Source organism: Candidatus Jordarchaeum sp., from assembly GCF_052745115.1.
The window spans coordinates 1-14,511 of record NZ_JBRAKS010000069.1 but is presented as its reverse complement, the minus strand read 5'-3'; the positions used below and the strand labels follow the sequence as shown (position 1 = coordinate 14,511).

Genomic DNA, 14,511 nt, shown 5'->3' with positions numbered 1-14,511 from the left:
TTACTATAGTACTTAAAATTATTTTTTTGTAGTATTAATACGAAATCCTTTAATATTTAAATCCCTCTTTATTATTAAAGTAAAACCTGAATATTTTTTTAGTACGAATTCGCTTTTAAAATTGAAAATTACCTTCGTCTTTGCAAATGAAGAGGTGAAACATTTTGCAGTGGTTCCGCCGAGCTAAAGACATATCGAGAGAAGTCAAGGAAGAATTCGAACTAACTAGTAAAAGTCTAGCTGAGAGGACTGAAAGAGTACCCGAAGACAAACCCACAGAATTAGCTAAAATATTTAATTGTCCTATGAGTTTAAGCAAAGTTGCTTATCAACTAGAACTCGACGGTGTTATGAGAGCCGAAAAAGCGTTGGAACTTCTCCTATGGGAGTATAATAGAAGAAAGCAGATAGGTAGTCCTGTTGTTCCAGTATTATCCTATGAATTTGACTTTGCTGTGAAAGAAGGTAGGTGGATAGAATACCTTTATAGCGATTTATTTAGAGAAATACAAAAAACCAGGGAACTATACAATTTGGAAAAAGTTATTGAAGGAGAGCACAGTATCCCTGTTGAAAAGGTAATGCACATTCTAAGCGAGAGAGAAAAGCTCGCTAATAATTATCTTGTACCAGTTATTAAAAAATGGAAAAAAACGCATGAAGCCTCCACCAACAATGATGTAGCCATTACCTTATGCGCTGCGGTTCTTAAGACCTCCCACTCGGAGGCGATTATTGCTCTACAACAGGCAAAAAGGAGATTAATAAGGATACTTAGAAAATTTTCCGAAGCTTTTGAGCTTTCCACGGACAAAAGCATTTTTGATTCTGACACTGTATTTAAACAACCTTCACTAATTGGTAAAAAGTTATCTGAAGAAGTTGCAAGTCCCCTAGAAAAAATTTATGTGCTCATTGATGAGTTGGAAAAGTCTTTGCAAGCAATGACTGAATATGCCATAGCCGAAATAATTTTAGAAATAACTCCCAAGCCTATTGCAGTAGAGCCAACAGTTGGAGTTTCAGACTATCTGATTGTAACTCCCCCCATATTGCGAGATGGCATGGTGGGGCCTGATCTTAAAGAGCCCTGTGATTTTCTGGAAAGGGATCTTGTATTTGCAAAAAGAAGAGTAATCGCAGTTAAAGAAAACTTCTTAAGAGAGCGTATAAGAAAGGTGCATAAAGCACTGCAAAATAAAGGTCAGGGAATAGAGGAAAGCGCAGCCTGGATACTTCACAAAATATCGCAAGACTTTAGCCTTACTCCGATGTCAACTGAAAACGCTCTAAAATTCATAAAGAAAGAACTAGAAAACAAAGAGGGAGATCTCAACGAATTAGTAGAAAAAATAATTACGGATTATCTGTGGGATAAAATAGTCTTGCCTATACAATTAGAAGAGAAGGAAGCCTAATTGGAAGAGCGGGTATTATTTTGGCTAATGGATATGCAAATTCCAGATCTAAATTTTGAATTTGGAAAAGCGAATTTTCAGGGAAACCTATTAATTATGTCGAGACAGCTTTGGTCTCTGTTAAAAGACTCCACGGTAAGATCTTGTCTAATAGGACCGGGAATTGTTTTAGGTAAAGTGGATGTTTTGGGTAAACCAGTGCATGTGGAGGAGCGTGTAGGAATAGTAATTTTTGATCCCACAGAAATGAGACCGGACGAACCCACTCCGCTTGTTAACATAATAAGCCCTGAAGTGTTTGATCCTCTAGAATCTTCAACCAGTAAAGAGATAGAAAAAATAATTGAAAATATATCCGTTCAAAAAGGTAAAATTCTTGTTCCAGAAGAAATGGCAAAAATTAAACACCGAACCGCCCTGCCTATCACTATGGGACGTGAAATAAGTCTTATAAAAGCCAAAGTACGCCATGTTTCTGGTGTGGATAGAGCAAGGTTTGTACTAGGAGGAAAACACAGAGCCATATACGGTCCTCTAGCAAAAGGATTAAAAGAAGCCAAGTTCCACGAATCGGCGCTTAACAAGATTCTTAGAGCCGATACTAAAACATTTCAAATGTTTACCAGAAAAAACATAGAATCAACATGGACCATAATTGAACAATATCCAAAAATCTCAGCGAAAAATGAAGCCTACGACCAATTCTCTAAAGAATACCGAAAAGTATTAGACACCATATACAAATATGAAGACCAATTCATATACTAACTACTAAAAAAGATGGACTCTCGATCTTTTACACAAAAAATTTTCTAGCTTAAAATCTCCTCAATAGAAACTTTTTTTATCTTGTAGAACACGGTTAAAACCAAAATAAATAATGAGGAGTCATAAATGAGGGTGGAAATATACCCCTCTGCATTATCAAAGATAATAGACTTTGCAGCAACCGACCTAAGAAGAGAATCCGCCGGTTTCCTGATAGGAAAAATTGAGGAAGACAAACTCCAAATAACCGATAGCTCAATGACCAGCCACAGTGGCACCGCTGGGTACGTCGTTGTGGAGGATACAGAAATGGCGGAAATAGCAGAGGAATTAAGCAATAGAGGAGAAAATGAGAAAATAATCGGATGGTGGCACAGCCATCCCCGAATGGGAGCAGGATTTATGTCTAGAACTGATGTAACCACCCAAGAAAAATATCAAAAAATGTTTCCCCAAGCCATAGCGCTCATAATCGATCCTGTAAAATTCATACAAACCAGCAATATTGAAGACCTAGACTATAAATGCTACACAGTCGCCGATAAAATCTACAAGCCCCTGAAAGTAAAAATAGCCGAAGACAAGAATAAAATTCTACTAACCACATTCAAATCACTAAAAAGACTCAGAATAGACATTCAAAGAGTGCTCAAAAAAACTTATGAAAAAGACGTAACCCTAGAAACCCAAAAAATCAAAAACACATCAGAAGCACACAGTATAATACTTATCCTATGGACAATAGCATTAACAATAACAATAGCCCTAATAGTACAAAGCCTGTAACCAAAAGTAAGCCATCATACCCCCGCAACGCTAAGTAAACAAAAATAAAAAACGAGAATTTTAAAATTCATTTTTATAATTTATACTACAAAATAAGATTCGTTGAAATTCTCACTTAACATTCAATATTTTTCTTGCAGTATCTATCAGTTTCTCTTTCTTTTTTCTATGGTTTTTTATCCATGAGAATATTATGTCCACAACTTCCTGTTTGTGCTCTCCACATAGCAAGGTACCATTTTTACAGTTCTGATAATTCTCAATAATTTTCTCATCGTCCTCCATAAAGTGAAATATACACAACTCTTGAATCATACATTTCTCCGGCTCCCCACCCAGCTCCTTCTGCTCCGCAATAGTCGCTCTTCCACCCGTTAACGCATTCATAACCTTCATTCTTATACTCTCCAGATCTTCACTGAGATCAAAGTAACTCATAGGATTCCTCTTACTCATCTTCTCCGAACCATCAAGTCCCCTCATCAGACGGTGAAAAGTAGCACTGGGAAGAACAAAACCGTAAGTAGAGTGTAGTTTTCTAGCCAAATCTCTCACCAAGCGAATGTGAGGATCCTGATCAAGCCCCACCGGAACAATCACCGGCTTCGGACCTCCAAAATCCGGGTGTTGAGGCAGTGTGATGTCACCCGATTGTACCATCGCACTCAAGTAAAGCCCAAAATTAGTCTGCTCACCATACACCGCATTCATAGTAGCAGTTGTAACATTGGCTCCAAAGATAAAAGCATAATCCATCACCCTCTTTTCCTCAGATTGACGCCAAACATGCGCGTTTTTAGGATCCAACCCTAGAGCCAAAATATCAGCCAAATTATCTACAGCTGTCTCAGTAGCCTCCTCGTAAGGAATCCTATTATCCGCATAGGACTCAATATCCGCTATACAGTAGAAAGCCTTAGCCCCAAACTCCCGCTGAAAGTAAACGATTTCCGAAGCAGTCATGAGCGTGCCTAGATGCATAGCTCCACTCGGCTTGATGCCTGACATCACTGCGAATGGTTCTTTTTTTTCGATGGCTTCCAGTATTTTTTGTAGATCACGGTGTCCGAATATGATTCCTCTTCTCATGTATTTGTTGGGGTTTGGTATGCGTTTTATTATTTCTTCGTCGAAGGGTTCGATTCCAAATTCTTCAAAGAGTTTAGCGTAGTCTTCAACGTACGTAGAACCCCAGGGATCTATCACTGTTTTGTGTTTGCTTTTTTTACTCATTTTTTTGCCTCTTGAAATTTTGCAGGTTTTGATTTTTTTCTGACATCGTGGAGATAAATATTAAACCTTTCGTAAAAACATCGTTTAAATCAATTAAAATAATATTATTGTTTCTTATCAGTAATCTGAATATATTTTAGGTTCTGTTCATTAAACTTTATTTTTTATGTCTTGGACTTTTCAACTATTTTAATTTTTACGGGTTTGGAATCAATTTAAATAACTCGAAAATTATTAATGGAACATATTTATATATTTCCAAAAAATTTAGTTTTGTCTACTTGAATGTTAAAATGAGAATTTTAATTCAATATTTGACTTTTCGGAGGCAGGCTTGTGTCTAAATACAAGATTGCGGTCATTGAAGGAGATGGAACCGGTCCGGAGGTTATAGGTTGTGCATTAAGAGTGCTCAAGTCTACGGGTTTAGATGCCGAATTTATTCCTATTGAAGCAGGATATTGGGCTTACCAAAAATTTGGTAAACAGGTTACTGACTCCGCTTGGGAAATCATTCATGAAAGTAACTGCATCCTCAAAGGACCAACCACGACACCGACTGGTGGGGGGGAAACTAGGATGAAGAGTGTTGCGGTTATGCTTCGTCAGAAACTTGATCTTTACGCGAATGTTAGACCTTGCAAAAGCAGAGCCGGTGTTCCTGTGCCTACCAAGTTTACCGACCTTGATTTTGTGATAGTGCGGGAAAACACTGAGGGTCTCTACAAGGGAATAGAATATGAGATGAGTGAGGATGAGGTTGTTTCGCTGCGAGTATTTACTCGGAAAGGTTGTGAAAGGATCTCTCGGTTTGGCTTTGAATTAGCGAGAAGAGAGAAGCGTAAAAAGGTCACCCTTATTACCAAGGCAAATATATTGCAGATAACCGACGGATTTTTTACAAACATCTTCAATAAAGTTGCCGAGAACTATCCGGACTTGGAGCATGAGGATATATTTGTGGACAGGGCTAATATGTATATGATAACGCGTCCCGACTATTTTGACGTGATTGTTACCAGCAATCTCTTTGGGGATGTTCTAAGCGATGCAGCGGCTGGTTTGATGGGTGGACTGGGATTAGCGCCCGGAGCAAATATGGGTGACAGCTTTGCAATGTTCGAAGCGGTGCATGGTTCCGCACCCCGGTACGCTGGACAGAACAAGGTTAATCCAACAGCAATGATTCTTTCCGCGGTGATGATGTTAAAATATCTTGGTGAAAATAAAATTGCTGAAAAAGTAGAAAAGGCGGTAGACAAAGTTCTTTTAGAAGGGGCAACAAACAAAGAAATAGTAACCTACGATTTGGACGGCACTGCTACCAATATCAAAATGACCGATGAAATAGTAAAAAGAATGGAATAATACTCCAAATATCTCAGTTCTTACTTTCTGCTGATTGCTTCTCCCAGGGAAACCGACCGTATTTTTTATAGTAAGCTGCCAGTCCTCCCACCTTCACCATTTCCAATAAAAAGTCTGGAATAGGTGAGGCGGAAATCTCTGTTTTTTTAGTCACATTGATTATTTTTCCCTTTGCTAAATCAGCTTCTAATATGTCTCCTTGATCCACTTTTTCATTTATTTCCCTGCATATTAGTACTGGTAAACCCACATTGAAAGAGTTTCTGTAAAATATTCGAGCAAAATCTTCGGCTATGACGAGTGAAACTCCAGCATATTTTAAAACTAGTGGTGCCTGCTCTCGGCTGGAGCCCATTCCAAAGTTTTTGCCCGCAACTATGATGTCTCCTTGCTCTACTTTTTTGGCAAAATCGGGATCTACACCTTCCATGGCGTGTTTTGCAAGCTCCTTCATGTCCAAGGTTTTGAACTTGTACTTGCCAGGGATAATGTAATCTGTATTAACGTCGTCTGGAAACTTCCAAACCTTTCCTCTAATCATGGTCGTGTCCTCGGATCTGTTATTTCCCCTTTGATAGCTGTAAAGGCGGCGATGTGTGGAGAAGCCAGATAGATTTCCGCTTCATCGCTTCCCATTCTTCCCTTAAAGTTGCGGTTGGCTGTGGAAACCACCGTGTAGCCGGGGGATGGAATACCTTGATGGGTGCCTACACACGGTCCGCATCCTGGGTTGCAGACCACTGCCCCCGCTTTTACAAAAATTTCTATTAGTCCTTCTCGCAATGCTTGAAGGTAAATTTCTCTAGATGCTGGTACAATAATTGTTATCGCTTTGGTTTTTTGATTTTTCAATATTTTCGCAGCAATTCTCAAATCCTCTATCCTTCCATTGGTGCATGTCCCTATGTAAACCTGATCCACACCTGTTCCTTCGACCTCAGTTACCGGCTTAACATTATCAACTGCGTGCGGACAAGCCACCACTGGAACTAAATCATCAGCATCTATTTCTAACTGAGAAATGTAATCGGCATCTGGATCGCTGGCAAATATTTGATATTGATTCTTGGTCAGTCTTTTTTTCACATATTCTATAGTTTTGCGGTCTGGAGCAATAATTCCGGTTTTACCCCCCATCTCAACCGCCATGTTGCAGAGGGTCATTCGCGCCTCTACACTCAACTCATTAATGGTGTCTCCTGCATACTCTACCGCCATATAATTTGCTCCAGAAGCGGTAATCTTTCCAATCACTGTTAATACAATATCCTTTGAGTACACTCCTTCTGGCAGTTTCCCATTTACTGAGACTAGTAGGGTTTCTGGGACCCGGAACCATAGTTTTCCACTGGCAAACACCACTGCCATATCTGTGGAGCCTATTCCGGTGGCAAAGGCGCCTAGAGCACCATATGTGCAGGTATGAGAATCAGCACCGACAACCACTCCTCCGGGAGCCACATGGCCTTGTTCCGGTAGCAGTTGGTGGCAAACACCGCTACCAACATCATAAAGAATTACACCTTGCTTCTCTCCCCACTCTCTCATCACGCCGTGCAACTTGGAAACCCCTTCGTTTGGGCTTGGAGCGTTGTGATCGAAAACCAGAGCTATCCTGTCCTTATTCCAAACCTTGCCGATACCTATCTCTTGCAGTACCCGGATGGTGAGAGGTGCGGTTCCATCCTGCGCCATAGCAAAGTCTATGCTTGCTACCACAATATCTCCCACGTAGGCGTCGGAATTTGAAGCCTTACTTAGAATTTTTTCTGAAATAGTTTTACCCATATGGCGCACCTGCTAGTCCAGTATAATCACTCACAACTGTGATGGTTCTCATTATCGGAAAGAGATTTAATGATTCTGAAGCGAGAGACCAGTTTCATATTCGGAGTACATCTTTTCGAAATGAATTTAAATTTTATTGATTGCTCCTACCCTAATCTTTTATGATATCCTAGAATATATCCTAACAACAAAAAATAAGTTATTTTCTTACCAACTTTTTATGTTATGCTCTCCTCAAAATTATTTGATAATTAATATATTTCTAAATTTTAATTAGGTGTGGCTTAATACCCCAAAAATTTGAGGATGGCTATTGACCAAAATAATGTGAACTAGTTTTAAAAAATAAAAAAGAATTTGGGGAGAGATATATCTCTCCTATTTATTTAGCTGTAAGAAACACGATTATAAGCAATATAGAAACTATGCCCATTAGTATGAAAGCTATAGGACCGAATATTGACCTAGTGAAGGGGAACGCCGTTATTACGAAGAATCCTCCCGCAATTATGGAGATAATTCCCGAAGATAGAGCTAGCTCTTGTCTACCTGCAACACTCTTTGTTGCTATGAGTGTTAGTCCAAAAATTAGGAAGGCTACTGCTAATGAGAGGAAAGCTATCATAAATAGTTGAATGTTTGCGCTAACCTGTATTATCAGTGTATAGTATGCTGTAATTGGTGGTGGAATATACCAAGTTGTTATTTTATAGGTTAGTTCATAGCTTGGTGTAACAACTGATAGAAAAATAGCTGATGTTGAGATGATTGCTGCTGGAACTCCTATAATGAGATTGAAGATTCCCAATGCACGTTTTCCACTAGCTAAGCACATTCCATACATGCCCACGGATAGTAGTATGATACCGACAATTAAAACAGCCCCCACAAATGTTGTCCCCCTCAGATAGTTCTCAACAAGCGTATCTGGAGCGATTAACCAGAAGAATCCGGGATCAATCATCTGCATCAAGTAGGGTGCAGAAAGCTGTACCGATAAGACTGGAAATAGGCTCCAGATGGTACCAAAATAGACAAAAAGAACTCCTGCAACGCTAGCAACAGTTGAAAAAATGGCACCAAATGCACCGGTGTTTAGTAACGCGCTACTTACTACTCTTCCTGTTTGCATACACTCCCTCCCTTTTTTTAAAAATTGATTAATTTAAATAATTAATAATTATTTAAATCTCTTTAATGGTGCAAACAAAGTTCTCCAAAAAGAAAATACGAGGCCTTTCTACCGAGTTTAAAGTGAAAAATTTTACATCACCAATATTTTAGTTGATGCAGTCATTAGAAAAGAAATAAATTTCACAAAATCTTTAGACTCGATGTAATTAATCTTATTATATCCCGCTAAGGATTCTGGAGGTATTAACGGTTTGACAGAGTATCCAAAGCTAAACAAGCTTTACAATGAAATAGTACGCTGCTATCGCTGCGGATTCTGCAGGGCATCCTGCCCCATTTTTGAAAGCGAAAGAGTAGAGTCCTGGAACGCTAGGGGCAGGATCCTATTATTGCGAGCCTTATCTGACAATGACGTAAAGGTCACGGATTCTTTTATAGACCGTATATATTCTTGTTCCCTATGTAAAGAATGCGAAATTTTTTGTCCCCCGGGAGTGAACGTGTCTGGTATAATAGAAGTGGCAAGACAAGAACTGGTAGATAAAGATCTAGCGCCTCCCGAAGAACAGAAAGAATTGAAGAAAAATATTCTCCAAATAGGGAATGTCTTGGGTAAAAAAGCGGAACCATTAGAATCTCTTTTAGGTCCCATAATAAAAAACCTTCCTGAATCCTCCCCAAATCTAATATATTCTGGATGCGTTACATTATATTCTTACCCAAAAATGGCGCATACAACCCTAGAAATTCTCAGAAACGCCGGGTATGATTACACTGTTCTAAAAGAAGGGGAGCAGTGTTGTGGGGGCTTCCTCAAGATGATCGGTTATAAAAATGATTTTGATTATTATAGTCTGAAACAATTAGACTTACTAAATCAAAGGGGAATCGATCAGATAACCACAATATGTCCTATGTGCTACTCAACATTTAAGCATGATTATCCCCCAAAAGAGATTGAGATTAAACACACAGTTAACCTTTACACCGAATTATTAGACCAAGGAAAAATAAAATTCAGTAATCCTCTAAACGCTAAAATCGTCTTCCATGATTCCTGCCACCTGGGACGCTACTCAGGACTTTTCGAAGAACCAAGAAAATTAATCGAAAATGTCCCCGGAACTAAACTAGTTGAACTTTCCAATTCCAAAAAATCTTCAAAGTGTTGCGGAGGAACAATTAGAGTCCCCTATGCCCGAATAAGAAGTAAAATGTCAGAACAAATAATAGAAGACGCGTCTCAAGTGGGGGCGGACTACTTAGTAACAGCTTGCCCCTCCTGCTTCCACAACTTGTATTCCACATCAATTCTAATGGACTGTAATGTAAAGATCATTACCCTAGAAGAGTTGATTGGCTACACAACAAAGCAACTAGAAAAAATACCTTTGTACAAGTAATAAATCCCCCCAGAAACAACTTTATTATAATAACAGAAAGAATATTCCTTAGACTAGAATTTAATTAATTATATGAACGATATTAATTTAGGTAAAATTAATAATGTTCCCCTATTATTTCAAAAACATACTTACGGAGGACAAAGCAATGTCAGAAATTGAACCAAGAGTGATACAAAGTCAAAATAAATTAAAGCTCAAAGCCGGTAGGGGTTTCAGCTTGGGTGAGATAAAGGGCGCTGGACTAGACGTACACGAAGCAAAAAGACTTTCACTCAGAATAGACCGACGAAGAAAAACAACTCACGATGCCAATATTACCACCATAAAAACTTACATCAAGCAGCGAAAAGAAAAATTAGAAAAGAGAAAAGAAGAAGAAGCCAAAGAGAAACCCCTAAAAGAAGCCGAAAAGCAAGCAGTTTCCGAATTAACAAAAATAGAAGGATTAAATAAAAAATTGGCCAAGAAACTCTTCGAAATCAAAATTGATTCACTGGATGCATTATCTTCTGCAAGAGCTAAAGACATAGCCAAAAAAATAGGAGTGAGCGACACTAGAGCCAAACTTTGGATCCAGGATGCAGAAGTACTAACCGGAAAAGTAAAACCGGAACCAGAACTTGAACCCGAACTAGAGGCGGAAGAAGAGAAAGAAGAAATAGCTGCAGAAGAAGTGGTAGAAGAAATTATGAAAGAGGAAGTTGACCTTACAAAAATTAAAAGCTTAACCAAAGAAGATGCCAAGAAACTAGCAGAAATCGGAATCCTCACAGTGGAAGATCTGGCTGAAGAGGAGGAAGTTATAGAAGTAGCAGAAATAACTGGTATTCCCAAAGACCTGATTAAAGTTTGGATACAAGAAGCGAAAAAGTTGACAAAAACACCTAAAGAAGCCGCAAAACCGAAAAAAGATGTTAAAGCACCTAAAAAGACAGAAAAGCCTACAAAGCCTAAAAAAGAGAAATCTGCCAAGCCAAAAAAGGCAAAGAAAAAATAGAATGTAAAGCGAGCCTTATATTTACACCTGTGTTCTCTGACTTTTTATTTGTTCTGTTCATTTACTAGAAGAGTTTTTTTATAATTTTTCTTTTGAGTTGATAGGTTAGCTGATTAAATTTGCCTGCTTCATCCAAAGCCCTTATTCCCCTAATTTTTATTTTTATTTTATTTTTGGCGTTTACTACTATGTCCTTTCCTTTTCCGTGGACATATCCAATTAGTAAAGTTTTATTTTCTTCATCCCAAACCGAGGAGACCGAAACATTCTTCGGTTTTTCTGGAATAGTCAGAGAAACGCGTCCTGGACTATTCTCATATCCCCAACATTCTAATTTTATTATAGAGTCACTTTTCTCCAAGTTGGAGATTTCGGAGGTTATGTAATTAATTTTTGAATCTTCTATTTCTAATCCCAATGTCCAGATTATTGAACTTCTTCTCGGAACAACCATCTCCTCCACCAGAATTTTTTTATCCAGGTCTGAAGGTGAACTAAACGTTATATCACACTTCTGATCCTTCCACCCCAAATTGCAGGTAAGTAAATAACCAATATTGTCTCCTATCCGTTCACATAATAAAATATTCCCAGAGGAAAAGCAATACCTACTACCCATATCCAATTTTTCAAAAATGAAACGTAAATATTCTGGGTTGGGCAAAAATCCTAATTGCACTATTGAACCCTTTCCATAATTAATCTGGAAACCGCAAGGCTCACCATTAGAAAAAACTAAGGGCTCAACACCCTCAACATCAAAAGTAACAATGAATGGTGATCTTAACTTTAACTCACCAGTGTTAATCCAACCCCCCCTCCCTATCTTCTGTCTTTTAACCTTTAGAATATTTTTCATTAATTCTAAACCATTAAAATTCTCATCCAACTCTGGAACAAATGGAAGAAGAAAGAGAAATCCTCCTTCCTCTACGTATTTTATTAGTTTCTCAATCACTGTCTGCTCCATGAAGTCCAAGCTGAAAACAGAGAGAAGAGGGAGCTGAGCAAGGTTCTCTAAAGAGGCCTGCCTTAGATCCACTGACTCAAAGTTAAAGCCGGCTTTCAAAATTATTTCCTTAAATTTCTCAAAAAATCCACACAGCTTTCTGTAGCCCAAGGAAAAAATGCTTTTCGCGTTTATAAGCCGAGCATACAGGTAAGGGTGATAATAACCTAACACAAACTCGCTTAGCTTTTTGGTCTTTATTTCAGAAGATTTTACAAAATCGATAAAATTTTTAACAATGTAGTATTTGTTAGTTTCCTCACCTTTCTCATTTAGAGGAGCGTCGTGATAATAAATTCTATCGGTGGTTCCATAACCCTTCGGATTAACCCCTCCCGAAAACATATAGAAGTTAACGCCCTTTAAACCGTGAATATAAGCCAGGCGCTCCAAGAGGTGCAGTGTATTATCTGGAACTCTAGAAACAAACCAGCCAGACTGCATTTCCAATGCTAAAGGTGCCACGTTTGTTTGCTCCGCCTTAAGTCGTTCAATATTATTAACAACTTCAGTGCAGGATTCTAAATCGTTTAATAGCTGGGGATATAAATCTATAGTATCAAACACCACCCGGCTTTTCTTCGAAATACTTGCAGGTGGGAGAATATTATACGGTTCATTCGTACATAGCGGAACATTAATCCCCTTTCTTCTGAGAGCCTCTGCAAGTTTTCTGAGAAAATTAGCAACCATATCCTCCTTGAACTCTATCCAATCAAAAACCCAAGCTAAGTGGTGATTACCTTTAACCATGCTTCGAGGAGGTTCCACCATTGAAAAGGAATCAAAACCTGAGCGATACCTCTTATTCAAATCTTCAATTGATTTATACTTTTCCCTGAGCCACTGCTGATATAATCCCTCTTCATTATTTGTGCCAATTACCACCTCATTGTAATCCGTGTCAAAAGGCCAGAAATGAAAACCATAAGACGATTCATTATCAATCTGAATCATAATAATGTTTCCCCCCTTTGTGTACTGATGTTCTGCCAGTAAAGCGGCTACATTCTCTAACCAATTTGTAGTATAATTCAAATAAACGGGGTGAAGACAAGTTATCACAGGGGCTTTTTTAAAAAACCAAAATGTTGGTTTCCCCCTGGAGTTACGCGCCAAAATCTCAGAGTGCTCTCTAAGCAGCCAACCAGGTATGCCTCCATTTATCCACTCTGCACAAATATAGGGGCCGGGTTTTGCTATAACACCAAGCTCTTCCTCCTCAGCATAATTCAGAAAAGTTTCAAGATCCCGCTCCTCAAGAGTGCTTCCCTGAAAATCGAACACCCCGGGACTTACCTCATGCCAGTTCCATGGAATATAAGTTGAAACCGTATTTAAACCCGCATTCTTCAGTTTGGAGAGTCTTTCACGCCACTCTTTTCTAGGAACACGAAAGTAATGAAGCTCTCCACTCAACAAGAAAATTCCTACATCTTTTTCAAATATACCCGGATATAGAGGCATTTTCAGAACACAGCATTAAAATTATTATAAAAAATCTGTAGAATATATCTTATAAATCTAAAGTTTAAATATGAGAATTAACTCCATAAAGTTGAAATTAGCTTGCAATGGTATATATTAAGCAAAAATGAGCACAATTTCTTGGGGAGATGAATAATGGCTATTATCGCTTACATTATGTTATTAACATCGGTAGGGAAGGAGCACGAGATTGCTGAAGAAATTACGAAATACGATCATGTTACAGAGGCAAAAGTGGTGTACGGATCCTGGGACGTGGTGGTTCGAGTATCTCTGGACAACCTATCTCAGCTCGACAGCTTAGTAACAAACATCAGAAAACTAGATGGCGTTGAGCAAACCTCAACACTCGTATCCTCCTGAACTAATCCCCTTTCTATTTTTTAATAAATGCTAAAAAATTCTTAAACCCGATTCTGTACCAAAATTATTCAAATCAAACAAATTTTCTCAGAATCCCCTCAGTTAGATTATTTTGTTAAATGGCTTCCCTCAGAAAACCCGCTGCATCTTCGGGGCGCATAGGATTGATAAGAATCCCGGTGTTAATTTCAAATCCGGCGTGGATAATTAGTTTCGGGTAAAGTCTTAGCTGAAGATGATATTTTTCATCACCAATAGTCTGTTGAAAAGCATAATTATATGGGGGATCACCGAGCACAGTGTGGTATGCCCCAAGAATTTTTCGCGTAAGACTGGCAAAATTTTTTCGCTCCTCCTCCGTGAGTTGAGCAATGTTATGAGCGTGTCTTTTGGGAAGAATCCAAACCTCAAAAGATCTACAAGAAGCGAAGGGACAAAACGCAAAAGCGCTTTTATTCTCCGAAACAAACCTGTCAGAGGAGGCTTCGGATTCAATCACCTCATCATAGATGCAAGTTTCACCGTTCCAACTCTCTTCGCAAACCTTAACCTCCTCAGCTATGCGTTCCGGAATCATGGGAACCGCTATTACCTGTGAATGAGGGTGTGTGAGACTAGCCGTTGTCCGAAACTTACCCATCTAGGACACTTCCAGATGGTGTTCGGTTCCTGCTTCATAGGGGAGCACCTGCCCTTAAGGCATGAACCTCTCCGCTCTTGCAGGCGTTTTACGTGTGTCTCCGCCCAACTGGC

At 38.8% G+C, this 14,511-nt stretch carries 13 protein-coding genes; 7 read left to right on the top strand and 6 right to left on the bottom strand.

Going from position 1 to position 14,511, the window contains the following annotated elements:
* Positions 1–164 precede the first annotated feature (164 nt).
* The 3 genes from ACUVXA_RS06920 to ACUVXA_RS06910 all read left to right on the top strand — a co-directional run bounded on the left by ACUVXA_RS06920 (position 165) and on the right by ACUVXA_RS06910 (position 2,972).
* Positions 165–1,418, top strand: a complete 1,254-nt coding sequence (locus ACUVXA_RS06920) for a hypothetical protein (RefSeq protein WP_445870515.1) — start codon at positions 165–167, stop codon at positions 1,416–1,418.
* A complete protein-coding gene (locus ACUVXA_RS06915; RefSeq protein ID WP_445870514.1) occupies positions 1,419–2,186 on the top strand; it encodes a hypothetical protein in 768 nt (255 codons plus the stop codon).
* 126 nt (positions 2,187–2,312) lie between these two features.
* Positions 2,313–2,972 (top strand): Mov34/MPN/PAD-1 family protein, encoded by a 660-nt coding sequence (locus tag ACUVXA_RS06910; protein WP_445870513.1) that lies wholly within the window; start codon positions 2,313–2,315, stop codon positions 2,970–2,972.
* 111 nt (positions 2,973–3,083) lie between these two features.
* On the opposite strand, the gene trpS is transcribed toward ACUVXA_RS06910, so the two are convergent.
* Positions 3,084–4,205: a tryptophan--tRNA ligase gene (gene trpS, locus ACUVXA_RS06905; RefSeq protein ID WP_445870512.1), complete on the bottom strand. Its 1,122-nt coding sequence runs from the start codon at positions 4,203–4,205 to the stop codon at positions 3,084–3,086.
* Positions 4,206–4,541: 336 nt separating this feature from the next.
* On the opposite strand from trpS, the gene ACUVXA_RS06900 reads away from it, so the two are divergent.
* A complete protein-coding gene (locus ACUVXA_RS06900) occupies positions 4,542–5,573 on the top strand; it encodes an isocitrate/isopropylmalate dehydrogenase family protein (RefSeq protein ID WP_445870511.1) in 1,032 nt (343 codons plus the stop codon).
* A gap of 13 nt (positions 5,574–5,586) precedes the next feature.
* Here ACUVXA_RS06900 and ACUVXA_RS06895 read toward each other — a convergent pair whose 3' ends face one another.
* The 3 genes from ACUVXA_RS06895 to ACUVXA_RS06885 all read right to left on the bottom strand — a co-directional run bounded on the left by ACUVXA_RS06895 (position 5,587) and on the right by ACUVXA_RS06885 (position 8,493).
* The gene (locus ACUVXA_RS06895) at positions 5,587–6,114 is read right to left on the bottom strand and encodes a 3-isopropylmalate dehydratase small subunit (protein WP_445870510.1); all 528 of its coding nucleotides are present in this window, start codon (positions 6,112–6,114) and stop codon (positions 5,587–5,589) included.
* Positions 6,111–7,361 (bottom strand): 3-isopropylmalate dehydratase large subunit, encoded by a 1,251-nt coding sequence (locus tag ACUVXA_RS06890; protein ID WP_445870509.1) that lies wholly within the window; start codon positions 7,359–7,361, stop codon positions 6,111–6,113. The genes ACUVXA_RS06895 and ACUVXA_RS06890 overlap by 4 nt, the downstream gene beginning before the upstream one ends.
* Positions 7,362–7,743: 382 nt before the next feature.
* A complete protein-coding gene (locus ACUVXA_RS06885) occupies positions 7,744–8,493 on the bottom strand; it encodes a hypothetical protein (protein ID WP_445870508.1) in 750 nt (249 codons plus the stop codon).
* Between the two features lie 253 nt (positions 8,494–8,746).
* Here ACUVXA_RS06885 and ACUVXA_RS06880 point away from each other — a divergent pair, with 253 nt between their 5' ends.
* Both ACUVXA_RS06880 and ACUVXA_RS06875 read left to right on the top strand, forming a co-directional pair.
* Positions 8,747–9,898 (top strand): (Fe-S)-binding protein, encoded by a 1,152-nt coding sequence (locus tag ACUVXA_RS06880; RefSeq protein WP_445870507.1) that lies wholly within the window; start codon positions 8,747–8,749, stop codon positions 9,896–9,898.
* 148 nt (positions 9,899–10,046) lie between these two features.
* Positions 10,047–10,898 carry a ribosomal protein L13e gene (locus tag ACUVXA_RS06875; RefSeq protein ID WP_445870506.1) on the top strand — a complete coding sequence of 284 codons (852 nt, stop codon included), beginning with the start codon at positions 10,047–10,049 and terminating at the stop codon, positions 10,896–10,898.
* A 64-nt stretch (positions 10,899–10,962) separates the two neighbouring features.
* On the opposite strand, the gene ACUVXA_RS06870 is transcribed toward ACUVXA_RS06875, so the two are convergent.
* The gene (locus tag ACUVXA_RS06870; RefSeq protein WP_445870505.1) at positions 10,963–13,374 is read right to left on the bottom strand and encodes a beta-galactosidase; all 2,412 of its coding nucleotides are present in this window, start codon (positions 13,372–13,374) and stop codon (positions 10,963–10,965) included.
* Between the two features lie 177 nt (positions 13,375–13,551).
* Here ACUVXA_RS06870 and ACUVXA_RS06865 point away from each other — a divergent pair, with 177 nt between their 5' ends.
* On the top strand, positions 13,552–13,758 hold the full coding sequence (locus ACUVXA_RS06865; RefSeq protein ID WP_445870504.1) for an Lrp/AsnC ligand binding domain-containing protein: 207 nt from the start codon (positions 13,552–13,554) through the stop codon (positions 13,756–13,758).
* A gap of 115 nt (positions 13,759–13,873) precedes the next feature.
* Here ACUVXA_RS06865 and ACUVXA_RS06860 read toward each other — a convergent pair whose 3' ends face one another.
* The gene (locus ACUVXA_RS06860) at positions 13,874–14,398 is read right to left on the bottom strand and encodes a galactose-1-phosphate uridylyltransferase (protein ID WP_445870503.1); all 525 of its coding nucleotides are present in this window, start codon (positions 14,396–14,398) and stop codon (positions 13,874–13,876) included.
* Positions 14,399–14,511: the final 113 nt, after the last annotated feature.